A 26,442-nucleotide genomic window follows, 5' to 3' on the forward strand; every position below is an offset into this window, starting at 1 on the left:
ACCGGCCGATTGCATCCGCCTGAATTTTTTGATGCTTTTTTGGTCGGTGGTGCTGCGGTTGATGTCGCTGACGTCCGCAAGATCAGCCCGAGGCCGCCGAAGCTCGTCCGGATTGCGGCGCGAGCACCGTCCGTGCCGTCGCAACGAAAGCCTGCGCCGCCGGCGACAACGACCGTCCCTCACGCTGGAGCAGCGACACCGGTCGCGTGATCGCCGGCCGCACCAGGGGCCTTGCGATCAGCGTCGGAAACTGATCGGCCGGCAGCATCGTTGCGGGGAGGATGGCAAGCCCCAGCCCCTGCGCCGTCATCGCCAGTGCGGTGTTGATCAGCGTCACTTCATGGGTAGGGGCGAGGTGCTTGCCCTGCGCGCTCAGCGCCTGATCGATCTGCATGCGGATCCGCGTCTCGCGCCGCATCGCGATCGTCGGCCACGCCGCCAGCTCGTCCCAGGTCAGCGAACGCCGCGCGGCGAAGTCGGCGGTGCGCCGGCCGATCGCGCTGAGGCGCCCGCGGGTCAGGGTCTCGATCGTCATCTCGGGGAATTCACCCTCGACGCTTCCGATCGCGAATTCCGCGTCCGTCGACATCATGCGTGGCACGAGATCGTCGGCCGCCATGTCGCGCATGTCGATCTCGATGTCAGGATGGGCGGCGCGGAATGTTGCCAGCACCCGCGGCATCAGCGCTGAGGCGGCACCGGCCGAGGCCAGAAACGCGACGCGACCGGCGCGCGCCTGCGCGAGGTCGCGCATCCGGCGTGACAGGCCGAGCGCATCGCCCAGCATGCGTTCGGCGGACTGAAAAGCCTCGTCCGCTGCCGGCGTCGGCTGCACCGAGCGCGTGGAGCGGTCGAACAATTTGACGCCGAGCTGAGCCTCGAGCTGCTGGATCAGGAGGCTCGCGGCGGACTGCGTGATCCCGAGCTCGCGCGCGGCCCGCGTGATGCTGCGCGTCCGGTACACGCCGGTGAAGGCCCGCAGCTGGCGCAAGGTGACGTTCATAGGCAAAGCTCATGAATTGATGAGTTCTTTCCGGCTAATCTTATAAGCGAGCCTGCAATAAAATGCATGCTGCCAGCGGCAAAGTCCGCGGCTTTGGGATGGAGACGAGCATGAGGACACAGGTCCTGATCGTGGGCGCCGGCCCGGTCGGATTGACCGCGGCGATGGATCTGGCCTCGCGCGGGATCGACGTCGTGGTCGCGGAGATCCGCCACGCCGGCGATCCACCCAGCGTCAAGTGCAATCACGTCTCGGCGCGCTCGATGGAGGTCTTCCGAAGGCTCGGCGTCGCGGCAAAGCTGCGCGATGCCGGGCTTCCAGCCGACTTCCCGAATGATTGCTCCTACCGGACCACGGCGACGGGTATCGAGCTTTGCCGCATCGACATTCCCTCCCGCGCGCGCCGCTACAGCGCCACCGGTGGTCCCGATACCTGGTGGCCGACGCCGGAGCCGCCGCACCGGATCAATCAGGTCTATCTCGAGCCGATCCTGTTCAGCCACGCCGCCGCCCAGCCGCGGATCACGATTTTGGCGCGCACGGAGATCACCGACATCGGTCAGGACGCCGATCATGTGGTCGCGCAGGCACGCAACCTCGACAGCGGAGAGACGCTTCGTATCGAGGCCGGCTTTGTCATCGGTTGTGACGGCAGCCGGTCCCTGGTTCGCAAGGCGATCGGGGCGACCCTGTCCGGCACGCCGGTGATCCAGCGCGTGCAGTCGACCTTCATCGAAGCGCCACAGCTCAAGGAGCTGATGGGCGCGCACAAGCCCGCCTGGATGGTGCTCTCGCTCAACCCGCGACGCTCGGGCACGACGGTGGCGATCGACGGTCACGACCGCTGGCTGATCCACAATCACCTCAAGCCCGACGAGCCCGAGTTCGACTCGGTCGATCGCGACTGGTCGATCCGCGCCATCCTCGGCGTCGGCGAGCGGTTCGAGTACAAGGTGCTCAGCAAGGAGGATTGGGTGGGGCGCCGGCTGGTGGCCGATCGTTTTCGCGATCGCAGGGTGTTCATCTGCGGCGACGCCGCGCATCTGTGGATGCCCTATGCCGGCTACGGCATGAATGCCGGCATCGCTGATGCCGTCGATCTCTGCTGGCAATTGGCGGCGCATCTGAACGGCTGGGCACACGCCTCGATCCTCGATGCCTATGAGGCGGAGCGTCAGCCCATCACCGACCAGGTGTCGCGCTTCGCGATGGATCATGCCATGAAGATGATGGCGCAGCGCGGCGGCGTCTCAGCGGAAATCGAGGATGACACGCCGCGCGGCCACGCGGCACGCGCGGCGCTGGCGAGAGCGGCCTACGATCTGAATGTGCAGCAATATTGCTGCGCCGGGTTGAACTTCGGCTATTACTACGATGCTTCGCCGATCATCGCCTATGACGGCGAGACGCCGCCGCCTTATGCGATGGGCAGTTTTACGCCCTCCACCGTGCCGGGCGCCCGCGCGCCGCACGTTTTCCTGCGCGATGGACGATCGCTCTACGACACATTCGGCACGGGTTACAATCTGCTGCGGTTCGACCCGTCGGTCGACGTGACGCGATTACAGTCCGCCGCAGCAGAGCGCGGCATTCCGCTCGCGTTGGTCGACATCGCGCCGGACGAGGCTGGCGGCGCCTATGCCGAGAAGCTCGTGCTGGTGCGGCCCGATCAGCACATCGCCTGGCGCGGGCAGGCGGCACCCGAAGAACCACAAGCGTTGTTGGCGCGTCTCACCGGCGCGCCGGCGTAAGCAACTCATAAGAACAACAAGGAGGAGAGCGTGTTTCACGTTGCAAGGTGCCGCATGCTGGCTGTGCTGACGGCCGCGATTTTCGCCGTGTTGCCGCTGGGAGCGAGCGAAGCTGCCTATCCGGAGCAGTTGATCAAGATCATCGTGACCTTTCCGCCCGGCGGGAGCGCGGACACCGTGATCCGGGCGCTCGAGCCGCTGGTCACCGCCGAGCTCAAGCAGAGCCTGGTGATCGAGAACCGCGCCGGCGCCGGGGGCAATATCGGCATGGCCGCGGTCGCGCAGGCCAAGCCCGACGGTTACACGCTCGGCGTTGCGCCGGCGGGCGCGCTGACGGTGAACCCCCACCTCAATTCGTCGATGCCGTTCGCCCTGAAGGATCTGGCGCCGATCACGCTGCTCGCGGAAATTCCCTTCGTGCTGGTCGCATCCGGGAATATCCCGGCGCACAATGTTGCGGAGGCGGTCGCGCTCGCCAAGGAGAAGCCGGGTGCGCTCTCGATCGGCCATGGCGGCAATTCGACGGCGATGCATTTGACGGCTGCGCTGTTCACGCAGAAGGTCGGCATCAATATGGAGCTGGTGCCGTATCGCGGCACGGCGCCGGCTGCGGTCGATGTCCTCGCGGGACACGTGCCCTTCGCGGTGCTGGACATCCCGGCGTCGATGCAATTGATCCTCGACGGCAAGCTGAACGCGATCGGCGTGTCGTCGGCACGCCGCGTTCCATCTCTGCCGAAGGTACCGACGCTGGCCGAGAGCGGCATTGCGGGCTTCGAATCCGTCGGCTGGTTCGGGCTTGTTGCTCCCTCGGGCACACCCGCAGAAATCGTCGCCAGACTGAATGAGGCCTTCGTGAAAGCGCTGAAGGACCCGTCGGTGGCGGAGAAGATCCGCACTCTCGGCGCCGAGCCAGCACCGACATCGCCTGAGCAGTTCGGCAGCTTCATTCAGAGCGAGAGCACGAAGTGGGGCAAGCTCATCGGCGAGGCCGGCATCAAGGCGAACTAACCGCAGGTGTTACGCCACGCCGGCCGGCTTCTCCAGATCGGCCCAGATCTTCGCAAAATAGTCCTGGAACTGCGGGTCGGTACGCAGGCCGGCGGGGTCGCGGCCCGCGCGAGGCAGGTCGATCACGTGCATCGACCGAACCGTGGCCGGGCGTGCGCTCAGCACCAGCACGCGATCGGCCATGGCGATGGCCTCGCCGATGTCGTGGGTGACGAGAATGGCGCTCTTGCCGCGCTCGGCGATGATGCGGGAGACGTCGGTCTGCATCAGGAGGCGGGTCTGGAAGTCGAGCGCCGAGAACGGCTCGTCGAGCAGGATCACTTCAGGGTCGAAGGCGAGCGTGCGCATGATGGCGACGCGCTGGCGCATGCCGCCGGAGAGCGCAGCGGGCTTGGCGTGCTCGAAGCCGGCGAGGCCGTAGGCCTTGATCAGCTCCAGTGCGATCTCGCGCGCACGCGGCTTTGGCGTTTTGCGGATCTCGAGGCCGAGCATGACGTTGTCGAGCACGCTGCGCCACGGCAGCAGCAGGTCCTTCTGCAGCATGTAGCCGACATGGCCGGCGGCATCATCGACGCGGCGACCGCCGACCTCGACATGGCCGCGGGTCGGCCGCAGCAGTCCGGCGATGGCGTTGAACAGCGTGGACTTGCCGCAGCCGGAAGGCCCGACGATCGCCAGCGTCTCGCCGCGGCGGAGCTCGAAATCCACCTTACGGATCGCTTCGACCGGGCGGCCCTGCCCATCGAAGGTGACGCCGACATTCTCGGCGCGCAGCACGATCGGCTCAGAAGTCGCGAGATTTTGCGCGAGCGCATTCATCGGTCCACCTCCTTGCAGAAGTCGAGCAGCGTGTCGTTGAAAATCTCAGGCGTGACGACGCTGAAGGCGTGCGCACCCCAATCGACCTCGTGGACGCGGGCATCAGGAATGGCGGCGGCGAGCTCGCGGGTGAGATAGGCCGGCACCAGCGCGTCGTCCCTGGCGGAGGACAGCAGCGTCGGCACGTTGATGTCAGCGAGGCGCCTGCCGCCCTCGAATGCCAGGAACATGTCGATGCGCTGGTTCATCGTCGCGACGGACGGGAAGTGCTTCAGGATCTTCTCTTCCTCGGCATCGAGATGGGCGATGTTCTCGGAGATCCATTGCGGCGGATACAGGAACAGCGGCTGCGCCCGCACATAGGCTTGCGGGCCGGACTGGTTGAGCAGGGCTTTCCGGATCTCGAAGCAGCGCTTCAGGAACGGATCGGCGCGGCCCCAGCCGTTGACGACAGCGAGGCTGCGCAGACGCTTGGGGTGACGCAGCGCCAGCTCGATGCCGACAATGCCGCCGATGGCGTGGCCGACCACATGCGCCGCATCGACGCCGGCGTGGTCGAGCACGCTGGCGATGTCGTCGGCCATGCCGGCGATGCTGCGGCTGCTGGCTGCGCTACGGCCGGTGCCGACGTGGTCGTAGAGGATGACCTGGTGCTGCTGCGCAAGCGCGTCGAGCTGCGGCGCCCAGAACGAGCCGCTGCCGCCCATGCCGGCGGAGAGCACGATAGGCGTGCCTTGCCCGTGAATTTCGTAATAGATGTCGGCGTTCTCGCCGCGTGCAAAAGCCATGACGTCCCAGCTATTGGAGTGTTGTGTGTCGGGTCAGGAGAGCAGGCGCCGTTCGATCAGATCGATCGCGCCGTACATCAGCAGGGCGACCGCCATCAGCGTCGCGATGCCGACCCAGACCGCGTTGAGGTCGTAGAGCACGCCGGCGTAGTAGATCATGTAGCCGAGGCCCTCCTTGGAAGCGATGTACTCGCCGACGACCGCGCCGATCAGGGCGAAGCCGACATTGAGGCGGAAGGCCGCGACGATCCACGGCATCGCGCCGGGCACGATGACGGTGCGCCAGGTCTTCCACCGCGAGGCACCGAGCGAGCGCAGCAGCTTGACGAGATCGGCATCGACCTCCTTGGCGCCCTGCAGCGCGGTGATGACGGCGACGATGAAGGTGATGATCGCGGCGATCGCGATCTTCGAGGACAGGCCGATGCCGAACCAGACGATGATCAGCGGCGCCAGCGCGATCTTCGGAAGGCCGTTGAGTGCGATGAGGTAGGGCCGCAGTACCGCCGCGCCTGTCGGCACCAGCCACAGCGACAGTCCCGCGGCGCTGCCGAGCACCGTTCCGATCAGGAAACCCGCGATCGCTTCCCATGCGGTGAGCGCCGCGTCCCGCAACAACTCGCCGCTGGCGATCAACTTGGCGCCCTTCGCGATGATGCCGCTCGGCTGGCCGTAGAGATAGACGGCGATGAGGCCGAAGCGGATCGCAAGCTCCCATGCTGCGAGCAGCACCACCAGCAACGCGATCTGGAGCAGCGCGATCCGAAGTGCGGAGGGAAGCCTGAATCGCGTGCCGCCCGTCACCGCAGCCTGGCCAGCGTCGAGCACGGCCACCTCACGGCCTCTTGTGTGCGATCGAGGCGATCTCGACGAGGCAGGCCGGCTTCACGAGGCCGCACTGGATGCAGAAGCGTGCCGGCTTCTCGCCCGGGAAATATTCGGCATAGACCTTGTTGACCGCGCCGTAGTTCGCCCAGTCGGTGATGAAGATCGAGTTGAAGGTGACGTCGGCGAGGCTCGAGCCCGCCGTCTCCAGCACGCGCTTGATGGTTTCGAGGATGTGCCGGGTCTGGCCGGCGGCATCGCCCTCGTGCACGACGTCGTTGTTGGCATCGAAGGCCAGCGTGCCCGACACGTAGATCGTGTTGTCGGCCATCATGCCCGGCGAGAACGGGGCGATGGGGGCGTGGGTGCCTGCTGGAATGATGGCGCGGTCGGTCATAGCGAGTCCTCTTCTGTGGGAACGGCTTCGGTCTGGGCAAAGGCGCGGCGGAAGTCGCTCGCCGACGAGACCCAGCCGAAGAATGTTTCGATGTTGAAGATTGAGGCCTTCTGGATGTAGTCGGGCCCGGCCTGATGCGTGGCGTCCTCCAGCATCACGCCGAAATATTCGAGATGGAAGCCGTCGCGCAGGGTCGATTCCACGCAGACATTGGTGGCGATGCCGCAGAACACGAGGTTGCGGATGCCGCGGGCGCGCAGGATGCTGTCGAACTGGCTGTTGAAGAAGCCGCTGTAACGCGTCTTGGGCACGACGATGTCGCCCGGCTTCGGCTGGAGATCGTCGACCAGCGCATAGTCCCAGCCGCCCTTGGCGAGCAGTTTGCCCTGCAGTTCGGGCCGCTTGCGCATGGTCTTGAGCGCATTCGACTTGTGCCAGTTCGGCGAGCCCGGGCCGCCGGCCTCGACGTAGTCGGCATCCCAGCCGTTCTGGAAGAAGATCACGGGAACGCCGGCGCCGCGCGCGACGCTGACCACGTCCTGGATCGCGGTGATTGCGGCCTTGGCGCCGGAGATGTCGAAACCGGCGAGATCGAGATAGCCGCTCGGCGAGGCATAGGCGTTCTGCATGTCGACGACGACCACGGCGGTCTCATCGACCGCGAGCCGGAGCGGCTCGGGCCGCGCCGGCAGGGTGACGTAGCGCGCCTCGCGCGCGGGAGAGGTATTCACTGTCATGATGCGAGACCGAACTGCTTGGTGGCTTGCTCAGCAAAGCGATTGTCCACCATCAGCGCGTAGGGAAGGACGGTCTGCACCGCGCCGCCGCCCTGTTCGAGCTGCATCGCGCGGTCCCATTCGTCCGCGGAGATGGTGGGATTGCGCGGGATTGCTGTCCTGGAGCCGAAGAAGTTCTTGGTCGCGCTCGCGACGACGGACGGAGAAACCTTCGGGAAGTACTTTTCGGCGACCTCGGTGAAGACGGAATTGTTCTCGTGCATCAGCTTCTGCGCTTCCGCGATGGCGTTGCAGAAGCCCTGAACGGCGGCCGGGTTGCTCGCGATGGTCTCTTCCGTCGCCATTGCGGTGGTGAAGCAGAGCGAGCCGAGCGCGTCGGCGAAGGACAGGACGGGGACGAGGCCGAACTGTTCGGCCGCGATGCTGACATCCCATTCGAAGGCGGTGGCGATGTCGGCGCGGCCGTCCTTCACCGCGGCGGCCTGCGCGCCCGGGGGCAATTCGAGGAAGGTGACGCCGGCTTCCTTCGGATCGAACTTGCCGACGGTCTTGATCGCGTAGGTCGGCACCTGGATGGTCGAGGACGGGAATTTCAGCGTGGCGATGGTCTTGCCGCGCAGATCGTCGATCGTCTTGATCTTGCTGTCGGGCTTGGCGATGCCCCACATCGACACGCCGCCGACGATCTTCGCGATGTTCTTGATCTTGCCGCCCTCGCGGACCGCGTTGACCGACATGCCCGGGCTGGTGACACCGATCTGGCCGCGGCCGGAGAGCAGGATCGGCACCGGCAGCGCGATGCCGCCGGCGGTGGAGAGGTCGGCGTCGAGGCCGTGCTTGGCGAACAGCCCCTTGTCGGCGGCGACATAGAGCGAGTTGTACATGCCGAGCCGGAGCGCTTCGGCGATCGCCACCTTGCTGCCGGCTGCGAAGGTGGGCGTGCTGAGGCCGGCGAGCGGCGCTGTCGCGGCGCCGAGGAGAGAATATTTCACGAGGTCGCGTCTGTTGATCACGTCCCAGTCCTTTGACTTGTCAGAACAACGAGTTAGCTCGCCATCTGCTCAATTGATGGTCATTCCCGGTCTTCGCTCAAAATCCTTGCATTGAAGATTTTCATTAACAATCCGGAATAGAGAGATATATTTATAAGTTATGCTGATAGATCAGCTCGACCTGAAACAGCTGCGCGCCTTTGTCCGCGTCGTCGAGACCGGCAGCTTCAGCGCCGCGGCGCGCGCGCTCGGCATGTCGCAATCCGCCGTCAGCCAGGCCGTGCGCCAGCTCGAGGACGGGCTGCAGGTGCGGCTGCTCGACCGCACCACGCGAAAGCTTCAGCTCAGCAAGGTCGGCGCGGATTTCATGCCGGGCATCCAGCGCCTGCTCGCCGATCTCGATCGCCAGCTTCAGGATCTGCGCGATTTGCGTGAGCATCGCCGCGGCCACGTCACGGTGGCCTGCGTGCCGTCGGTGGCATTGCGGCTGATGCCGCGCGTGCTCGCCGCATTCCAGCGCGAGCATCCGATGGTGGCGGTGACGCTGAAGGAGATTTCGCGGCACCAGATCTTCGCGGCGCTGCGCGGCGGCGATGTCGACCTCGGCATTGCCAACGTCCCCGGCGACGATCCCGAGCTCGATGCCTCACGCCTGCTCGTCGACAATTTCGCGCTGGTGATGCGCCGCGATCATCCGCTCAGCGCGCGCGACGCGGTGAGCTGGGCGGAAGCGTCGAAGGCAGGCCTCGTGGTGATGGCATCCGGCACCGGCATCCGGCTCGAGATCGAGCGCGGTGTCGCCGAGCTTGGCCATGGCACGCCGATCCATGAAGCCGAGCATCCCGCAACGCTGCTGGCGCTGGTCGAGGCTGGCGTCGGCGTCGCGCCGCTGCCAAGTCTGGCGTGGCCCGAGGCCGATCATCCCGTGCTGACCTGGCGCAAGCTGGTCGAGCCCGTGATCGAGCGCGAGCTCTATCTGATCTGGCGCATCGGCCGCGACCTCTCGCCGGCCGCGCGGGCGCTTCAACGCGGCATTCTGGCGGGGGCGCAGGCCATCCGCGACCAGAAGCTTGCCGGCTGATTTGCAAAGCATGGCGGTGACAGGTTGAACCTGCCATCGTCGCAACCCGACCAACATCCCGCGGCCGGCAGGGAGTGAGCGCCGGCAGGCAGTCAGGTGATGAACGACGATGTTCGACAAGGCCTACCGGCAGCGCCTCGAAGCTGACCTTGCGCAATGGGAAGCCGATGGCGTGATCGCGCCGGCGGCGGCCGCCTCGATCCGCAACGTGCTGCCGCCGCTGTCGCCCGGCGTTAATATCGCGGTGGCGGTTGCCATCGTCGGCGGCCTGTTGATCGCTGCCGCATTCCTCGCTTTCGTCGCCGCGCACTGGACCGAGATCGCGCGGTCGTTGCGCTTCGCGATCCTGCTGGCCGGCATGGTCATCGCCGGCGGTCTCGGGGCGTGGTTCGCCACGGCGGGCCGCACGGTCCTCGCCGATCTCTGCGCCAGCATCGGCGCGATCATCTTCGGCGCCGGCATCGCGCTGGTCGGCCAGATGTATCATCTGGGCGATGATTTTGCCGGTGGCATGCTGCTGTGGTCGATCGGCGCGTTTGCTGCCGCCCTGTTGACCGGCTCGCGTGGCGCGCTCGCGGTCGGCCTCGTCGCCGCCTGCATCTGGACCTGCATGCGGATCTACGATGCGCCTGATGTCCTGCATCTTCCGTTCGTGGTCGCCTGGCTGATCGCTGCCGCTCTCGCGTTCGCGTGGAATTCGCGCGTCGCGGCCCACCTCGTCGCGATTGCGGTGCTGCCATGGTGGGTCGCGACATCGCTTCGCTTCGATTTCGACGGGGGCCAGCCATCCTTCGTGCTCGCGAACGGCGCGGCGCTGCTGTTCGGCGCCGGGCTTGCCATTGCGGCCGCGCCGTCGCCGCGGGCGCTGCGGCTTGGCGCCGTACTGTCGGTTTACGGCGCGTTTGCGCTGGCCGTCGTTGCCTTCCTCGAGGTGACAACGGTCGACGATCTCTTCCGCTTCCGGACCGGTGCGTCGTCGGCCCAGCCGCTATGGTCGATTCTATGCGGGGCTGCGGGCGTGGTGCTCGCTCTCGCCTCCGCTGCGCTCACGAAGCGCGCTGGCGAGATCCTTGCAGCCTGCGCGATCGGGCTCGTCCTGCTCGCCGCGCCGATCTGGCCGGCATCCGCGGCCGGCGAGTCCTGGTTCGCCTATGCCGCGCTGCTCTGTGCCATGCTCTGCCTCGTCGTTTCCGGCATGCTCGATGACGTCCGCCCGCGCATCGTGGCCGGATGGCTCGGGATCGCCGGCGTGATTGCCGGCATCACCTGGGCGGTGAAGGGCTCGCTGCTGCGCCGCTCGGCCTTCCTTGCGGCGGCCGGTGTCATCGCCGTCGTATTTTCCACCGCGCTCAATCGCGCGCTGCCGAGGGCTCAGCGATGATCGAGCCCATGACAAAGCTCTGGCAGCGCATCCCGAAAGCCGTGCTGTTTGGCGTCGCCATCCTGCTGCAATGCGTGCTGCTGGTCCTGATGGTCGCCGACCGCATGCAGATCCTGCGCGAGGGGCGTGAGGTGACCCTGCAGACCCAGCCGGTCGATCCCCGCGATTTCCTGCGCGGCGACTATGTCGTGCTCCGCTACGACATCTCGCAACTGCCGGCAGGCGCCCTCGCCGGCAAGACCGCCGAGGCGCGCAATCCCGTCGTGTTCGTCAAGCTCGTGCCCAATGCCAGCGGCCTTTACGAGGCCGTCTCGGTGTCCGCCGAGCCTGTTGCGGTCACCGCGCCCGAAATCCTGATCCGCGGCCGCGTCAGCTATTCCTGCGGTTCGACCAGCCGAATCTTCTGCGACAAGCTGACCATCAAATACGGCCTCGAAAGCTATTTCGTGCCCGAGGGCGAGGGCCGCAAGCTCGAGCAGGCGCGCAACCAGCAGAAGCTGCGCGTCGTCGCCGCCGTGCTGCCCTCCGGCCGCGCCGCCATCAAGCGGTTGCTGCTCGACGGCGAGCCGGTCTACGAGGAGCCGTTGTATTAGCGGTCGATCGGCTTCGCTTTCAGCGCTCGCCGCCGCACATCCCACATCTGCAGGTGGCCGATCGAGCGACGTTGAAGCGTCGAGCGCATTGCGGCCGCCATCGGGCGAGGCATGACTTCGCGCGATAAGACGTGAGGTTGAGCACCAAGCTAATTCAATCGTCCGATTGCAGAGAGCGATTGTACAACTTCAACCTTAAGTGTATATTTGCGAGCAATTCTTTGGGGGATATTATGAATGCCGCCAAGTGGAACTTGGCCGCTGCTATCTTGGCGACTTTGGGTGCCACGCTTTGCACTGCGGCGTTAGCCCTTTCAGAGCCGACTTTCGTCAATATATTGGCGGCAATAGGCACGGGAATCGGCGTTCTCGCGGGCGTCGCCTGGATCGTTTCTGCGGTGATCGGGATTATGCGGCCATGACGACCCACGACTATCTAGTGCTCGCGGTTGCGTTGTTTTGGATGGTTACGAATATCGTCGGCGCGACCTTTACGATCGTACAACTCCGCAATAGGCGGTCATCTCTTGGTGAGAGCGTTCGAGCCCCGTTCGTCGACACAGGGCTCTACTTTGCCAAGGCATTTTCCTTTGGTCTCAATGATTGGATACAACGACAGAAGGCGCGACCAGCACAGTATCGCTATGTAGCCTGGGCCGTCGAAGCCGGCGCTGTTGCCGCTGCGCTTGGAGCCTTGCTTCAACTGGTAAGGCTGCTTATCCGTTAATCGGTCCTTCTGCGCCTATTTAGGTCGGATTATTTAGCGCGACAGTCTGCCGCCTTCAGCGCCCGCCGCAGCACGTCCCACACCCGCGTTTCGCTCATATGCGCCACGTTGAAGCGCATGAGGCGCGACGCCGTCTGCGAGACGCTGAAGACGTTGCCGGGCGCGAGCACGACATCCTCTTCGAGCGCGGCGCGCGCGACGGCTGTGGCGTCCTGCCCGTCCGCGAGACGGCACCAGAGGAAGAAGCCGCCGCGCGGCATCAGCCAGGGCTCGATGCCCAGCGCCTGCAGCTTGCGCGCGACGTCGCGGCGGGTGCGCGTCAGCTTCTGCCGAAGCTCGTCCATGTGCTTGCGATAGCTGCCGCCGGCCAGCACCTTTGCGATGATCTCGGTGGCGACCGGGCTCGGGCCGCCAAAGCTGGTTGCGACCTGGAGGTCGACGAGATGCTCGATCCAGTCGCCGCGCGCGGCGATGTAGCCGCAGCGCACCGAGGCCGACAGCGTCTTGGAGAAGCTGCCGATGCGGATCACGCGGTTCAATCCGTCGAGCGCGGCGAGGCGCGGCGAGCGCTCCGGCTCGAAGTCGCCGAAGATATCGTCCTCGATGATGGTGAGGTCGTGGGCGGCGGCCGCGGTCAACAGCCGGTGCGCGGTCTGGAGCGAGAGCGTCGCGCCGGTCGGATTGTGCAGCGCTGAATTGGTGATGTAGAGCCGCGGCCGTTCGCCGGCGAGGATCTGCTCGAAGCGCGCGACGTCGGGCCCCGCCGGCGTATAGGGCACGCTGACGATCTTTGCCTGATGCGCCCGCAGCAGCGCGCGAAAATTGAAGTAGCAGGGATCGTCCACCAGCACGGTGTCGCCGGGGCGGAGCAGGAAGCGGCAGATCAGGTCGGTGGCCTGCGTGCCCGAGCCGGTCAGCATGAGCTGGTTGATCGAGGCCTCGATCTCGTCTTCGGCGAGACGCGTCAGCAGCAGCCGGCGCAGCGCGAGGGAGCCGGAGGTCGAGCCGTAATTGGTGAGCACACTGGCGTCGGTGCGGGCGAGCGCGCGGGTGGCACGGCGCAGCGCCGCCTCCGGCATCCATTCCGGCGGCAGCCAGCCGCAGCCGGGCTTCGGCACGGCATCGTCCGTATCGAGCGACTGCCGGGAGACCCAGAACGGATCGACCGCCCGGTCGCGGCGCGGCTCGACCTCGGTCAGCGTCAGCGGCGGCGTGACGGTCGGCGACACATAGAAGCCCGAGCCGCGGCGGGCGCGGATCAGGCCTTCGGCGGCGAGGCGATCATAGGCTTCGACGACGGTGGAGGGCGAAACGCCCATCGCGGCGGCGAGGCTGCGGATGGACGGCAGGCGGTCGCCGGCCCCGAGCGCGCGGCCGGCGACCTTGGCGCGGATCGCGCCCATCACGTCGACGGTCCGGGTGCCGCCGCGGCCCTTGACTGGCGCCTCGTGATCCAAGTGTATGACCTTCCATACCCATACAGTTTTGCCGAATTGTACTGGATTGTGACTGGTATCGCCAGCTCGGAAGGCCGAGTGTCGCACCTCAAAAGAATGGGATGGACATGCAAACTGCGGGCAGCGGCTGGGGCAATGGGCTTCTCGGCGTCATCATCTTCAGCGGCTCCCTGCCGGCGACGCGCGTGGCGGTCGGCGGCTTCTCCGCGCTGTTCCTGACGTCGGCGCGTGCGGTCATCGCCGCGCTGATCGGCGTCGCCGTGCTCTTCCTGCTCCGTCAGGCGCGGCCGCAGCAGAAGGATCTCGTCTCACTCACCATCGTCTCCATCGGCGTCGTGGTCGGCTTTCCGCTTTTGACTGCGCTCGCGCTCCAGCACATCACCTCCGCGCATTCGATCGTCTTCATCGGCTTGCTGCCGCTGTCGACCGCGATCTTTGCCGTGCTGCGCGGCGGCGAGCGGCCGCAACCGCTGTTCTGGTTGTTCGCGATTCTGGGCAGCGCCACGGTGGCGGGCTTTGCGCTTTCGAATGACGGTTCGGCATCGGTCACCGGCGATCTCCTGATGGTCGCCGCGATCGTGCTATGCGGGCTCGGCTATGCCGAAGGCGCCGCGCTGTCGCGCCGTCTTGGCGGCTGGCAGGTGATCTCCTGGGCGTTGCTGCTGGCGCTGCCTCTGATGATCCCGGTCGCGGTCCTGACCTGGCCGCAGACATGGAGCGGAGTCGGCGCGCCCGCCTGGATCGGGCTCGCTTACGTCTCGATCTTCAGCATGTTCGTCGGCTTCATCTTCTGGTACCGCGGCCTTGCGGTCGGCGGCATCGCCCGCGTCGGTCAGTTGCAGCAGCTCCAGCCGTTCTTCGGCCTCGCGCTCGCCGGCTTCCTGCTGCACGAGCCGGTCGCCTGGAGCATGATCGCCGCGACCGTGCTGGTGGTCGTCTGCGTGTTCTTCGCGCGGCGCTATGCCTGATTACCACTGATATCGCACCACGCCCTTGCCGGCGTAGGAGCGCGTAACTTGCGAGAACTCGCCCTCGAAGGTGGCGGCGGCGAACCAGCCGTTGATCCAGCGCTTCTCGGCGGCTGCGGTGACGAGCGCTGCGTCGGACGCCTGCGTCGCGCCGTTGACGACGAAGCTTGCGCCAGGTAGCGCCTGGAAGGTCGCGGCAGCGCCACGGTCCGGATTGAAGTCATGCGCCCATGCGAGCCGGCCGCGCAGCGTCACGATGCCGCCGGTGGCGGCAAAGGATTTGTCGCTGCGAAAGCCCAGCTCGGTGCGGGTGTCGGTAACGCTCTTGGCGCCGTAGGCCAGCGCAGACGCGCCGCCGCCGGAGACCACGCTCTCCACATAGGCCGGAAGCTGGAAGGTGGTGAATTGGCCGGCCGCATAGGGCGTGAGCCCGATGCCTCCCGCCCAGGGCACCACGAAGCGGTAACCGCCCTCGAGCCGGCCGGACCACGCATTGGCGTTGAACTCCGCGCGCAACTGATCGACGCCCGCGATCGTCACCGTGCGATTGGTGGTGATGTCCTGCCAGCCATAGGCGAGCGCCGCCGAGACGTAAGCGGGGCCGTTGGCGTGGCGCACATAAGCGCCGGCCTGGAACAAGTCGGAGCGGCCGGAGCCGAAGCCCGAGACCGCAAAGCTGGTGCCGCCGCCGGCGAGCGCAAAGCCGGCGATGGTGCGCGGCGAGAGCAGATAGTCTGCGCCGATGGCGGTGCCAAAGATGCTGCTGGTGGTGTTGTTCGAGCCGGCCGCGACATTGCCGTCGGTATTCTGCGAGCCGCCGAAGCCGGCCGCCCACACGCTCCAGCGCGGCTGGTACACGCTGCGCAGCGGCGCCTTGGTGAACATCGCATAGGCGTCGCGCTCGGCGGCGAGGCGCCTGTCCTTCGCGGCGTAGCCGAGCGCTTCCTCATCGGCAAAGCCCGGCGCATTCACGTTCGGATTGGCCGCCCCGCCGCGATCCGTGAAGGGATCGGTGAGCAGGCCCATGAACTGCCCCATGGCAGTGAACGTCGTCTGCTGCGTGCCGGTGCCAAGCTCGCCCGAGGCCTGTGTCAGGCCGGCAGCGGTCAGGCTGCCGTAGACCGCGGGGATGCCGCCGGTGGTGTTGAAGAAATTGGTCAGCGCGTTGGCGACGTTCTGCTGGTTGCCGTTGAGGCCACCGGGGAAGCTCGGACCGCTAAAGAGCGCCAGATCCAGATAGGCATGGTTGGCGTCGTAGCTCAGGCTGGTCTGGAAACCCGACGGAAGGTTGCTGTTGACCACGGAGCCGAACGCGCCGGCGATGCCGCCAGCCGCGGCCAGGATGGTATATCTCTTCGCCACATAGCTGCCCGGCGCAAGGACGGCGTTGACCTTGCCGGCAAGCGTCGCGCTGCCGGTCACATTGGCGAATGACGACGTGGTGGGATTGAGCTGCACCAGATAGAACGCAGCCGACTGAAGGGCGAGGCTGCCGGTCACCGTCATCGAGCTGCCGGCCGTGCCGTCACCCGGCGCAAACGTGCCGCCTGATACCGTGAGGTTGGTGACCGTACCGGTCCCGGTGAACACGCCGCCGGTGACGCTGGCGCCACCATTCAGCGCGCCGTTGTTGATCGTGGTGCCGGCGGTGTTGGTCAGGAGGCCGGAAACCTGCCCGACGATGGCATCGTTCTGGAAGGTGCCGGTATTGTCGACCGTGCCGGTCCAGAGGGCGATGTTTTCGACGAACCCTGCATTACTGAGATTGCTGCTCACCGGGCCGTTGGCAAAGATCGAGCCGCCGGCTTGATTATTGATGCTGCCGGCCACCACCGTGCCGTCGATCCGGATGTTGCCGGAATTGGTCAGTGCACCACTCACGCTTAGCATGCCGTCGGCCGTGACGTTGATCCCCGCTGCCGCCGTCGATGTGTTGGTCAGCGACGGCAAGCTGTAGCCCCGGGTATGGTTGCTCGACACGATGAGCTGCGCCGCATCCTGGTTGAGGAATCCACTGTCGCCGCTCAGGCGCGCTGCATAGAACTGACCCGCACCGGCATTCACGATCGCGCCTGAAACGGAACCGCTTGCAGCCACCGTTCCGGTGTTGTTGATGCCGCCGACCAACGTGGCCTCTGGGCGCATATTGAGCCCGCCGGCGTTGATGACCGGGCCGTGCAACGACGTCAGCGTGCCGCTGTTGTCGATCGTCGCGCCTACGGCATTGATCACGTGATCCGCGCTCAAGGAGCCGAGTTCACCGATGATGATGCCCCGCGCCAGGGTCGACGAATTGGTCAGGGTGGTTATGCCGCTCAGTTGGCCTGCGAGCCCGATCACAAGTTGGGCCGTTCCGCTGTTGAGGAAAGTGCCGTTGGCAACCGCAACCACCTGGTAATCGACCGAAAAGTATCCGGCATTGGTATTGACGATCGCGCCGTTAAACGTTGATAGGAGCGTCCTGCCAGCCTGAACGACGCCGGTGTTGGTCACTGCCCCCGTGACAGTGCCGCCGTTGGAAAAATAGGCGCTGTTGATGACATCCGACGTGATGCTGGCGCCGGTGGCGAGGATCAGACTCCCGCCGCTCACCGTCGTCGGACCGGTGTAGGTGTTGGCGCCGGACAGCGACAGCGTGCCGGCCCCAAGCTGTTGCACCTGCACGCCGGCGACCGATTCTCCGATATTGGAGATCGCGATCGTCGTGCCGAGACCAGCGTTGTTGATGAGGCCGCCACTGGCGCCGGCCAGGCTGAAATTAACTGCCGCACCAGCGATACTGTAGTTGTGAGCGCTACTGCTGAAGATCCATGCGTCAGGCGCGACCGGACCGGCCGTCACGGTGACGGTTGAGCTTCCGGTTGCCCCGAAAACGGCGGACTGGCCCGCCGCGACCGGCGCCGTGGCCGGACCCCAGTTGGTGCCGAGATTGTAGTCGGTCGTCGCCGTGCTGCTGCCAGGGCCGCCCCAGACCGACTGGGCTCGCGCCGCATCCAGAGTCCCGGCGAGACCCAGCGCGGCCCCCACGAGCGCCGTCGTCGCCAGCAGGTGACGTCGGCTCAGTTCTCGAAGCCCGGTGCGTCCTGCCTTCATGTGCGCACCACATGTACCGCACCACGCCCTTGCCGGCGTATGAGCGCGTGACGTCGGAAAATTCGCCTTCGAAGGTCGCCGCGGCCGACCAGCCGGTGAGCCATCGGTGCTCGACCGCGGCCGTGACCAGCGCGGAGTCGGGCGCCTGCGCCGCGCCGTTGACGACGAAGCTGGCGCCGGGCAGTGCTGCCGGACGCGCTCGGCCTGGTGACCGAACCGTTGTTGATGAACGTGATGGCGCTGGCGGGGCCGGCTTCTGCCGTCGTGTCGATCGTCAGGCCGTTTCCGTTGACGGTCACGCCCGCATTCACGGTGGCGGTCACCGCGCCACCAGTCGTGAACACCTGCCGGTCATCGCTGGAGCTCGGGTTGCCGGCGTCGGTGTTGGTCATCAGCGTCGTCGTGGTATTGGCCGCGCAGATGACCGAATTCGGGGACGAGGTCACGTTGCAGGCCGCGCCCGCTTCTCCGATACCAAGGGAAAGGATTGCGGTCGAGGCAAGCAAAGCCAAGCCGTGCGAGCTGCAACCCGGTTTACTCACCCCTGCTTCACCCCAAGCCACTTTTCCGCACGCAAGGCGCTCGCGCGCCGAGTAGCAGCAGGTTAGCGCAACTCTCCTGACGCAACTAGGAACAGGGGAGAGATTTTGCCGGATCTTGCGCTATGTTTCTGACATTGTGTGGTTTGTGACACAGTTGTCTGCTCGCTCCGCACGTGGGCGCGGTTCTGTCATTCATTTCCCATCACCGTTCGCGTCAGCGCGCTCCGTGCGAACTTCTTCAGCGGCATCGGCTTGCCGAACAGAAAGCCCTGCACGAGGTCGAAGCCAAGCTCGTTGGCGGCGACGAGGTCGGCGCGGCTCTCGACGCCTTCGGCCACCGTGTGGACACCATAGCGCTGCGCGAGCTCGACGATGTGGCGGCACACCGTGCGCTTCAGTCGGTCGGTGCCGCTGCCGGTGACGAAGTGACGGTCGGCCTTCAGCTTGATGAAGGGGACCCTGTCCAGATCCATCAGCGAGGGCCAGTTGGCGCCGAGATTGTCGATCGACAGGCCGATATTGTGCAGGCGCATCTCGCGCGCGATCTCGGTTAGCAGGTCGAGATCGCGGATCGCTTCCTCGCTGTCGATCTCGATCGTCAGTCCGCCGAAGGCCGGATGCGTCGGCATCCGGCGGCAGAGATCGTGGACAGCATGCGGCTCCTTCAGATACGAGGTCGGCAGATTGATCGAGAGATCGACCTGGCTCTGCCGCTCCAGCAGATAGTGCCAGTCCTGCAGCGCGCGCCCGATCACGAATTCCGAGAGATCGCGCAAATGCGGGTCGTGCGCTTCAGGAATGAAATAGGCGGGCGGCACCACGCCCCAGGTCGGATGCCGCATCCGCACCAATGCCTCCGCGCCGCTGCGGACCAGCGTGCGCGCGTCGATCTTGGGCTGGTACCAGAGCTCGAGCCAGCCGGCGTGAAGGGCCTCGCCGACATGCACCGCCGGGCTCGGTGCCGGCTCCTCCGGCAACAGCATCGCGACGCGCTCGCGCAGCGTCTCCGCGGCAAACGGCGTCGTCAGCGGCGGCAGCATCGCAAGGCCGTATTCCTCGCCGACCTGCTGAACCGCCCTGACGATGATCGACTCGCGGGCGCCGACGGCCAGAACCTTGCCGTCGAAAGCCTCGCGCACCAGGATCTCCAGGAATTTTCCCGGCTCGATGCCATCGGCGGCGATGCCGAGCAGGATCAGATCCGGCAGATCGTTGGCCAGCATCGCCTGCAGCTCGTCGGCGCTGGCGCATTCGCTGGTGACGAAGCCGAGATCCTCCAGCACCTCGCTCATGAAGGCGCGCAAGTGGCGCTTGCTGTCGGCCACGCACGCGCGCGGCGTCATTTTTCGCCGCCCGAAGGTTCTTGGCCTCCGCGCGGCGAGTTCAACAAGTTCATCGTTCATCGCAAACCACTCCCGTTCCGTGTCGGTGTGTTAGCGACGTGAGCAGTTTCAAATAAGGAGGGCTTCAGTCGATTGTTGAATTATCTGGGTAACGTTAAAGCTCGCATCATTTCTAAAATTGTATGGATCTTCTTCGGGAAGTTTTTACGTCTGGCCATGCGTTGCGCGGGCGCATGCGGCAATTCATGCGAGATTTTCCCGATGTGCGATTCCGCTGCGCGCGCGCCGATGTCCTGTAATTGGACGAAGCCGCACGCGCTTCGCCCAATTGAATAATGGACGCCTCAATTGGCTGTGGCCTTGTCGTGTTGAGCCATGCCGACGGCCTTGTAATCGTAGGTCGGATAGAACTCGGTGCGGTACGGACCCCACGCGCTATCCTCGATGATGCGATTGACTTCGCGCAGGCGCGAGGCCGGCAGGCGCAGCGTAATCACCTGGCCGATGCCCATCATCACGTACCAGCTCACGACCTCGATTCCTGATGGCGGGAAGGATTTGTAATAGCCTTGCTTCTCGAGCTGTGCATTCAGCTCGTTCAACGGACGCGACTGGTCGTGCTTGAAGAAGACGGTGAGCAGCACCGCGTTGTCGGCCGTCGGCGCAGCATTGCTCTGCGGCGGCGACGTCTGCGCCATCGTCGTCGACGTGAGCGCCAGCGCGCCGGCGAGCAAGGCCGCCGCCGTCAACAGTCGTCGGTTCGATCTCATCGCGAACTCCTTCCCAATGCTCATGCGATGGACCGGAGAATAGGGGCGAGGCGCGCGACGGACGAACTCATTTTCGCGCGATGCGCGCATGTTTCGTCACGCGCTCGTGACAGTTATGCGACAATGCGCGCCGGCGCCACGGCGCAAATGTGAACTACATCACACGCGTATTGCTGCACCTGCGCTATTGCTCCACTCAGCCGGTGGTGGGCTGTTCAGGATTACAGCTATGTCGATGCGGCGAATGATGTATTGGTGGTTCAGGTTCGTGCTGTCAGGGCGATTTATGGATCGCTTCCTGTGCCTTCCGCGGATGGATTAACCGCGCGGTGCGATATCAGGTCTGCCCGATCAATTTGCGAAACGCTGCCGCGCCGTCCTGCACGGCGTCCCGTCCCTTCCAGGCCAGATAGGAAAGCTTGCCGCCGAGCGTGTCGTGGCTGCGCAGCCGGCGCGAGCCGAGGATGTGACCGACATTTGACGGAAAGCGGCTGACCTCGGCCGAGACCAGCGCTGCGATCGAGTCCATCAATTGCTGCAGGCGGATGCCCCATTCGCTGGCCTCGATGCCGTCGATACGGACCTTCAGCGCATATTCGGTGTCGTAGATCTCGGTCAGCAGGTCGCGTGCGACCAGCACCCGGTTGTGCCGGAGCGCGACCCTCAGCGCGAGGCGCTTGTCGTCGAGCCGGTCGAGCACCATGGCAACGACGCAAGCATAGGGCGTGGCGGCGACATCGGCCGCGCTCTTGCTCGCGGCGGCCCTGGTGGCGAGGCGCACCAGTTCCCACGACGTCTTCAGCCGCCGCGCCACCAGCGCCAGCGCGAAGGGCAGCGCATCGGGATGGGCCTTCTTGAAGGCGTCGAGCAGCGCGGTGATCTGTGTAACCTGGCCGTCGTCGAATTTCGCGATCTTCTCGGGCAGCTTTTCATTGAACTTCGGCAGCGCGTCGCCGGCGCGCAGCACTTGCTGCATCTTCCGCACGTCGTCGAAAGCGGTGCGCGAGGCCGTATATTGCAAGAGCTTGCCGCGGGCGAACTCGGTGCTCTCGGCTGAAGCCAGCGTGTTCTCGAGTACCTTGACGACCTTGGTCTGGAAGGTCGACGCGGTCTTCAGCACTTCCTTGGGATTGTTGGCGGCGACCTGGTCGTTGATCGCCTTGATGTAGTCGCGTGCCATGGTCGGCAGCAGGTCGCGGCAGATCCACTCCCAGATCGGGGTCAGCGTGTTGCGCGAGATCCGTCCGGCGTTTGGATGCTCGGGCGCGCCGTCGATCAGCAGCAGCTCAAGCGGCGCGAAGAAATAGCGCGAGGGGCTGGTGGCGCGCGCCTGGGTCGATCCGTCCTTGCGAAACTCGGCGCGCAGGCGCGCCTGGACCGAGGCCGAGCCCGGCATGTCGATGCCGCACAACTCGAGCCGTTCGAGCTCGCTGAGCAGACAGCTGCGCGACAGCGGCGTCAGCCGCTGCAGGAATTCCGACAGGCGATCGATGTCGTTCATGGCACGCAATCTTTCGCAACGATTCCAGCAAGCCTACCGGCTCAATGCATGGAGGCATTTGCGCGCTCTCAATCGTGATCCAGAGAAGCAAGTTGCCGTTAATTATTCCGTAAAGTCCGGGGGCGCGGACCCAGGCCGGACAACGGCGGGGAGGGGGAGCTTTTGGCAGGGCGGCTCGGGAATCCGGGTGAAATCCTCAACCCTTGAATGATCGCCGCAAGCCTCGCGCAAGCATAAATTGTGCCGCTGCCGGTATTTTAGCGCAAAACCGCCAAAATCACCGTAGTCTTACGGAGCAAAAAGTTAACCACAGACCGCCCCCGGTTCCGCTAAACAGGTCACATGGGGTCACAGAATGATACGGCCACCGATTCGCGGCCGTCGGAATGGTACGAAAGCAGCGCCGCTCCCGTTGAAGAGCTCGATTTCGTCCGCCTGAACGCTGCCCGCGCGAAGGCCGCCGACGAAATGGCCGCCGCCATCGCCCGCGAGCTCAATGGCCCCCTGACCGCACTCCTGCTCTACATGGGCGAAATCAAGCACCACAGCGATCAGCTCGCGCCGGTGACCGGCGATCGGGTCTATTTGCAGCGGGTGGTCGAGAATGCGCTGGCGCAGACCGAGCGCGTTTGCGGCCTGGTCAAGCAGTTGGCCGGTCCTCACAAGGGCAGCTTGCCGGTCCCGTCCGTGACCGAGGATTCCGAGTTGAAGGTCGCCCGCGCCCAGCAAGCCCCGCGCGTGCCGAGTGCCGAGCTGCCGGGCCCGTCCGGCCAGAAGCGGCTGACCAAGCGCGAACGCGAGGTGCTGCGGCTGATCAGCGAGGGCTATTCGAACAAGCAGGGCGCGCTGCGGATGCAGATCAGTCCGCGCACGTTCGAGAGCCATCGCGCCGAGGCGATGCGCAAGCTCGGCGCCCGCAACACCGCGGACCTGGTCCGCGCGGCGCTGCTGCATTCGATCGATTGAGGCTGCCAGCGTTGTGCCGCCGGCCGGCGGCGCGCCCGGGATATCGGAATCCCCGGCTATCCGATCGTGCTCAGAAATAATCTTCGGCGAAGGGACGCGCGCGCGACGAGGACCGCAGCGGCTTGATCTCTTCCTTCGGCGCGTTCGGGATGATGGTGATGGTCCAGCGCGGGGGCGTGCTCGATTCCTGCTCCAGGACCGAGCGCACGAAGCCAGTCACCGTCGAGTCCCCAGATGTCACCGTTGCCATGCGGCCGTTGAACTGGGCGATGCGGAAGCGACGGACCTCCTTCTGGTCCGCAGTCTCGTAGGTGAACATGGAAACCCTCCTGGTTTCCCGCGACTATCGCCACCTATGATTAGCCATCTGTGAAAATCCCAAACCGTAGAAGTACGGCGGGTTTCGCACGCGCTTTAGGCCTGCGGCTCCTGTGCGCGCGCGGCGGCGTAGGCGGCGTCCATCCGATCCAGGAGATCGTGGAATGCAGCATCGCCGAGCGTTTCCGCACTCTTCTCCAGTCGCAGCGCCAGCGCCGCGAGCCTGACATAGCCGAACGTTCCGGCCGCGCTTTTCAGCGAATGCGCTTCGCGCGTGATCCTGGCGTGGTGCTGGGCAAGCGAATGCGTGCGGAACAGTTGCAGCCGTGCGGAGGTTTCGCTCCAGAACACAGCGCGCACCTCACCGGCGCCATCCTCGCCGATCTCGCGCACGAGTGCCGCATATGCGCCCGGCTCGCGCGCGGGCTCGGCATCGAGCGCCAGCTCGGCAGGCGCGACGGTCACTTCAAACATGGGGCTGCCTGTCCTGGTCACGGTTGGTTGGTCGCGCGGCCCGTGCGGCGCGAGGCGCACCGTGTCTACGGCATTTGAATTTCAGTTCCGGTAGCAGGACCATGCGTGTTTGCAGGCCGGCATTAGCCGCGAGTTTACCACGCGACCGGTCAGCGCTGGCCGAGCAGCCGGTCGTACTGGCCCTTCACCGTGGCGTAGCACTCGCAGGCGGTCTGGCGCAGGCCGTCCAGGTTCAGGATCTGGATGTGTCCGCGGCTGTAGTGGATGAAATTGGCTTGCTGCAAGGTGTGGGCGACCAGCGACACGCTGTTGCGCCGCGCCCCGATCATTTGCGCCATGGCCTCCTGGGTCAGCAGCAGACGGTAGTCGCCCGACAGGTCATGGGTATGCAACAGGCAGCGCGACAGCCGCGATTCCACGGGATGGGCGGCGTTGCAGCCCGCGGTCTGCTGCACCTGCGCGTAGACCGCCAGCCCGTGGCGCGTGAGCAACGTCCGTAGCGTACTGCTCTGGTCGGCTGCCATGCGCAGGCGGTCGAGATCCATCACGGACGAGGCCCCGGGAACCAGCACGATCGCCGTGTTCAGCGCGCAGGCATCGCCCATGGTCGAGAGCGTTCCTAGCAGGCTGTCGCGCCCGATCATGGCGACCTGCACATGTTCGCCCTTGGCGAGCTTCACCACCAGCGAGATGACGCCGCGGTGCGGAAAATAGGCCCGCGTGAGCGTCTCGCCGGTCTCGACCAGCACGGCCTCGTGCGGCAGGTCGATCGTGCGCAGATGCGGGCGGAGCAATTCATAATCGTCCGCCGATAGTGCGGACAGGAAACCGTTGGATGGACGCACCATCGTTTCCAAAGCTGCCTCCCGTCTCCGCGCCCGTTAATCGCAATGAGCTAATTCGTTCTCAATGCGGTTAAGTTCCACCATGTTCACGTCGGGATATATTGGCAATTGGTACATTGGAATCCGGACGACTACGCCATGCCGTTTGTGTGCATGGCGGCATGCAGTGCATCGCATCTGCGTCATTGCCGGATTCCGATGATGGCCGCGTGGCGGGCCTTTACGGTTGCATAGCAATCGCAGGACATCGTCTTCAGCACGGGCAGATTGACGATTTCGATCTGCCCGCGCGTATAGTGGATGATGCCGGCACGCTGGAGTGCATGCGCGACGAGGGAAATGGCGTTGCGCCGCACGCCCATCATCTGCGCCAGCGTCTCCTGGGTCAGCGGAAGCATCTCGCTGTCCGAGAGGTCGCGGGCACGCAACAGCCAGCGCGCCAGCCGGGCCTCGACCGGGTGCAGCGTATTGCAGAGCAGGGATTGCTGCGCATGTGCGAGCAGCGCCTGCTCGTGGCGGATCATCAGGCTGCGAAACGGGACGCTTGCGGCCGCGACGGCGCGGAAGGCCGCGATTTCAAGCACGGACGCGGTTCCCGGGAACAGCACGACCGCGTCCGCCGGTGCGATGCCATCGGCCAGGGCGCCGCCGCCGCCCACGACGCTGTCGCGGCCCAGCATCGCGACCTCGATCATCTGCCCCTCGGACATGGCCACCGTGATCGACACCGAACCGGCATGCGGGAAGTAGACATATTTCAGCGCAGCGCCCGCTTCACCCAAGACAGTTTCCCTGACCATTTCGACTGTCGCGAGATGAGGGCGCAGCAAATCGAGATCAGCCGTTCCGAGCATTTGCAGCAACTGGTTGGGCGGGTGGCCGCTCGCGGTCATGCAGGCTCAATCCGACGTTTGCGATGGACGATCGACACCGCGTCCGGTTCGTGATCCGGTTGCACGGCGATGCAATCATATTTTAAAGGTTGTGGCGCCGTCCATATACCCGCTAGAGGGCAGACAGCCTGTCGCAATTGCGTCGGAATTGAGAAAAAGCGTGCGGATTTTCGCCCACGGCCGGTGAGCCTGTCCTGCGTCCAAGGCCGGGAAAGAGTGGCAGTTGGCCTCGTGAGCCGCAACCATTGCACCCGCACGGCCGTCGGACGCCGATGGATTGTCGGAGCCTCGCGCTTCGCGCGCGCATCGTCAGCCATCACCAATTGGTTGGTGGCTGGTCGACATTTTCATGCCGCGCATGCGCGGCTTCGAATCGATCAGGGTGTTTCACGAGATCGCGCGTCCGTGCCGCTGATCGCCATGTCCGGCTACGTCTTCGCCGACCATGACGGCTCGGCGCCGGACTTCCTGCGCATGGCGCTCGAACTTGGCGCGGCGCGTTGTCTGCGTAAGCCGTTCACGCCCGACGCACTCCTCGTCATCATCAATGAATGCCTGCGCGAGGGCGAAGTCTGCAGTAGAGGTCCCCTGGCTGCAGGTTTGCGTTAGGGAATATCGACGGTCGCGGCCGTCGGGTAAGTCTTCGTTTACCGTGCGTGCGGCCCGCACCCATGCTGCGCGTCAGATGCGAGACGTCGTGCGCATGCGTCACCGATTGCGCGTGATTTGAATCTCTTCGCGCGGGCCGTGCATATCTCCCGATATTGTCAGGATTCTTTTGCGCATGTCGTGACGCTGTTATCCGCGCGTTTACCTCTCGCCTTGCGCGCCCGACGGCGCGCGCCGGATCTGCCGAAAATCGCAGTGCCTTGCGGTCGAACGGCAAACTTCGTTTCAATATCCGTATTAGCACGGAGGATGAAATTAACGGGACCGTGAAAGGGGTTGTCTAACGATCGAAAGCGAAGACTTCCGCCGATTCCAGGCGCGGCTCAGGCGTCGAAGTTCAGCTCAGTAAGGCGTGTCCATGGATGATCTGTTGCGGGAGTTTCTGACGGAGACCAGCGAGAGCCTGGACACCGTCGACAATCAGCTGGTGAAGTTCGAGCAGGAGCCGAACAACGCCAAGATTCTCGATAACATCTTCCGCCTGGTCCACACCATCAA

26 protein-coding genes and 2 pseudogenes are annotated in these 26,442 nt (G+C 65.2%); 11 read left to right on the top strand and 17 right to left on the bottom strand.

All coding sequences use genetic code 11. The annotated features are described in order from the left end of the window. Positions 1–82: 82 nt before the first annotated feature. On the bottom strand, positions 83–1,003 hold the full coding sequence (locus VGR99_RS29770; protein WP_326903521.1) for a LysR family transcriptional regulator: 921 nt from the start codon (positions 1,001–1,003) through the stop codon (positions 83–85). Positions 1,004–1,113: 110 nt separating this feature from the next. On the opposite strand from VGR99_RS29770, the gene VGR99_RS29775 reads away from it, so the two are divergent. Continuing rightward, positions 1,114–2,754, top strand: a complete 1,641-nt coding sequence (locus VGR99_RS29775) for an FAD-dependent oxidoreductase (RefSeq protein ID WP_326903522.1) — start codon at positions 1,114–1,116, stop codon at positions 2,752–2,754. Between the two features lie 30 nt (positions 2,755–2,784). Next, entirely contained in the window at positions 2,785–3,765 is a 981-nt protein-coding gene (locus tag VGR99_RS29780; protein WP_326903523.1) for a tripartite tricarboxylate transporter substrate binding protein, read from the top strand. 9 nt (positions 3,766–3,774) lie between these two features. On the opposite strand, the gene VGR99_RS29785 is transcribed toward VGR99_RS29780, so the two are convergent. Genes VGR99_RS29785 through VGR99_RS29810 form a run of 6 tightly spaced genes read right to left on the bottom strand, consistent with a single transcriptional unit; the run spans position 3,775 to position 8,344 of the window. Continuing rightward, positions 3,775–4,584, bottom strand: coding sequence for an ABC transporter ATP-binding protein (locus VGR99_RS29785; RefSeq protein WP_326903524.1), 810 nt, complete (start codon positions 4,582–4,584; stop codon positions 3,775–3,777). After that, entirely contained in the window at positions 4,581–5,372 is a 792-nt protein-coding gene (rutD, locus tag VGR99_RS29790) for a pyrimidine utilization protein D (RefSeq protein WP_326903525.1), read from the bottom strand. Before rutD ends, VGR99_RS29785 begins: the two co-directional genes overlap by 4 nt. A gap of 33 nt (positions 5,373–5,405) precedes the next feature. Next, entirely contained in the window at positions 5,406–6,206 is an 801-nt protein-coding gene (locus tag VGR99_RS29795) for an ABC transporter permease (RefSeq protein WP_326903526.1), read from the bottom strand. 1 nt (position 6,207) lies between these two features. Next, positions 6,208–6,594, bottom strand: a complete 387-nt coding sequence (rutC, locus tag VGR99_RS29800; protein WP_326903527.1) for a pyrimidine utilization protein C — start codon at positions 6,592–6,594, stop codon at positions 6,208–6,210. Continuing rightward, positions 6,591–7,331 (bottom strand): pyrimidine utilization protein B, encoded by a 741-nt coding sequence (gene rutB, locus VGR99_RS29805; RefSeq protein ID WP_326903528.1) that lies wholly within the window; start codon positions 7,329–7,331, stop codon positions 6,591–6,593. The genes rutC and rutB overlap by 4 nt, the downstream gene beginning before the upstream one ends. Further along, on the bottom strand, positions 7,328–8,344 hold the full coding sequence (locus tag VGR99_RS29810) for an ABC transporter substrate-binding protein (protein ID WP_326903529.1): 1,017 nt from the start codon (positions 8,342–8,344) through the stop codon (positions 7,328–7,330). The genes rutB and VGR99_RS29810 overlap by 4 nt, the downstream gene beginning before the upstream one ends. Positions 8,345–8,483: 139 nt before the next feature. On the opposite strand from VGR99_RS29810, the gene VGR99_RS29815 reads away from it, so the two are divergent. From VGR99_RS29815 to VGR99_RS29835, 5 genes are all read left to right on the top strand, one after another. Then, positions 8,484–9,404, top strand: a complete 921-nt coding sequence (locus tag VGR99_RS29815) for a LysR family transcriptional regulator (RefSeq protein ID WP_326903530.1) — start codon at positions 8,484–8,486, stop codon at positions 9,402–9,404. Between the two features lie 109 nt (positions 9,405–9,513). Then, positions 9,514–10,785: a DUF2157 domain-containing protein gene (locus tag VGR99_RS29820; protein ID WP_326903531.1), complete on the top strand. Its 1,272-nt coding sequence runs from the start codon at positions 9,514–9,516 to the stop codon at positions 10,783–10,785. 8 nt (positions 10,786–10,793) lie between these two features. Continuing rightward, on the top strand, positions 10,794–11,378 hold the full coding sequence (locus tag VGR99_RS29825) for a GDYXXLXY domain-containing protein (RefSeq protein WP_414645201.1): 585 nt from the start codon (positions 10,794–10,796) through the stop codon (positions 11,376–11,378). A 137-nt stretch (positions 11,379–11,515) separates the two neighbouring features. Beyond that, a complete protein-coding gene (locus tag VGR99_RS29830; RefSeq protein WP_326903533.1) occupies positions 11,516–11,800 on the top strand; it encodes a hypothetical protein in 285 nt (94 codons plus the stop codon). Further along, positions 11,797–12,105, top strand: coding sequence for a hypothetical protein (locus VGR99_RS29835; RefSeq protein ID WP_326903534.1), 309 nt, complete (start codon positions 11,797–11,799; stop codon positions 12,103–12,105). The genes VGR99_RS29830 and VGR99_RS29835 overlap by 4 nt, the downstream gene beginning before the upstream one ends. A 29-nt stretch (positions 12,106–12,134) precedes the next feature. Here VGR99_RS29835 and VGR99_RS29840 read toward each other — a convergent pair whose 3' ends face one another. Beyond that, a complete protein-coding gene (locus tag VGR99_RS29840) occupies positions 12,135–13,508 on the bottom strand; it encodes a PLP-dependent aminotransferase family protein (RefSeq protein WP_326903546.1) in 1,374 nt (457 codons plus the stop codon). Between the two features lie 161 nt (positions 13,509–13,669). Between VGR99_RS29840 and VGR99_RS29845 the strand changes: the two genes are divergently transcribed. Beyond that, complete coding sequence (locus VGR99_RS29845; protein WP_326903547.1) at positions 13,670–14,530, top strand: DMT family transporter; 861 nt, start codon at positions 13,670–13,672, stop codon at positions 14,528–14,530. Here the strand turns inward: VGR99_RS29845 and VGR99_RS29850 are convergent, their stop codons facing one another. Both VGR99_RS29850 and VGR99_RS40115 read right to left on the bottom strand, forming a co-directional pair. Continuing rightward, on the bottom strand, positions 14,531–17,623 hold the full coding sequence (locus tag VGR99_RS29850; RefSeq protein WP_326903535.1) for an autotransporter outer membrane beta-barrel domain-containing protein: 3,093 nt from the start codon (positions 17,621–17,623) through the stop codon (positions 14,531–14,533). A gap of 7 nt (positions 17,624–17,630) precedes the next feature. Next, positions 17,631–17,810, bottom strand: a pseudogene (locus VGR99_RS40115) (autotransporter outer membrane beta-barrel domain-containing protein); the annotation flags it as partial. On the opposite strand from VGR99_RS40115, the gene VGR99_RS29855 reads away from it, so the two are divergent. Further along, complete coding sequence (locus tag VGR99_RS29855; RefSeq protein ID WP_326903536.1) at positions 17,807–18,220, top strand: hypothetical protein; 414 nt, start codon at positions 17,807–17,809, stop codon at positions 18,218–18,220. The pseudogene VGR99_RS40115 and the gene VGR99_RS29855 overlap by 4 nt on opposite strands. A gap of 133 nt (positions 18,221–18,353) precedes the next feature. Here VGR99_RS29855 and VGR99_RS29860 read toward each other — a convergent pair whose 3' ends face one another. From VGR99_RS29860 to VGR99_RS29870, 3 genes are all read right to left on the bottom strand, one after another. Further along, entirely contained in the window at positions 18,354–19,568 is a 1,215-nt protein-coding gene (locus VGR99_RS29860; RefSeq protein ID WP_326903537.1) for an EAL domain-containing response regulator, read from the bottom strand. A 284-nt stretch (positions 19,569–19,852) separates the two neighbouring features. Next, positions 19,853–20,278 (bottom strand): hypothetical protein, encoded by a 426-nt coding sequence (locus tag VGR99_RS29865; RefSeq protein ID WP_326903538.1) that lies wholly within the window; start codon positions 20,276–20,278, stop codon positions 19,853–19,855. Between the two features lie 337 nt (positions 20,279–20,615). After that, entirely contained in the window at positions 20,616–21,779 is a 1,164-nt protein-coding gene (locus VGR99_RS29870) for a hypothetical protein (RefSeq protein ID WP_326903539.1), read from the bottom strand. 342 nt (positions 21,780–22,121) lie between these two features. Here VGR99_RS29870 and VGR99_RS29875 point away from each other — a divergent pair, with 342 nt between their 5' ends. Continuing rightward, positions 22,122–22,745 (top strand): helix-turn-helix transcriptional regulator, encoded by a 624-nt coding sequence (locus VGR99_RS29875; protein ID WP_326903540.1) that lies wholly within the window; start codon positions 22,122–22,124, stop codon positions 22,743–22,745. A 70-nt stretch (positions 22,746–22,815) separates the two neighbouring features. On the opposite strand, the gene VGR99_RS29880 is transcribed toward VGR99_RS29875, so the two are convergent. The 4 genes from VGR99_RS29880 to VGR99_RS29895 form a co-directional block, all read right to left on the bottom strand. Next, a complete protein-coding gene (locus VGR99_RS29880) occupies positions 22,816–23,064 on the bottom strand; it encodes a hypothetical protein (RefSeq protein ID WP_326903541.1) in 249 nt (82 codons plus the stop codon). Between the two features lie 95 nt (positions 23,065–23,159). Next, positions 23,160–23,537: an Hpt domain-containing protein gene (locus VGR99_RS29885; RefSeq protein ID WP_326903542.1), complete on the bottom strand. Its 378-nt coding sequence runs from the start codon at positions 23,535–23,537 to the stop codon at positions 23,160–23,162. A gap of 149 nt (positions 23,538–23,686) precedes the next feature. Next, complete coding sequence (locus tag VGR99_RS29890) at positions 23,687–24,385, bottom strand: Crp/Fnr family transcriptional regulator (protein ID WP_326903543.1); 699 nt, start codon at positions 24,383–24,385, stop codon at positions 23,687–23,689. 179 nt (positions 24,386–24,564) lie between these two features. Next, positions 24,565–25,275: a Crp/Fnr family transcriptional regulator gene (locus VGR99_RS29895; RefSeq protein WP_326903544.1), complete on the bottom strand. Its 711-nt coding sequence runs from the start codon at positions 25,273–25,275 to the stop codon at positions 24,565–24,567. Positions 25,276–25,609: 334 nt separating this feature from the next. Between VGR99_RS29895 and VGR99_RS29900 the strand changes: the two are divergent. Continuing rightward, a pseudogene (locus VGR99_RS29900) lies at positions 25,610–25,884 on the top strand (response regulator); the annotation flags it as partial. Between the last annotated feature and the right edge of the window lie 558 nt (positions 25,885–26,442).

It is taken from the genome of Bradyrhizobium sp. (genome assembly GCF_035935975.1).
GTDB lineage: Bacteria > Pseudomonadota > Alphaproteobacteria > Rhizobiales > Xanthobacteraceae > Bradyrhizobium.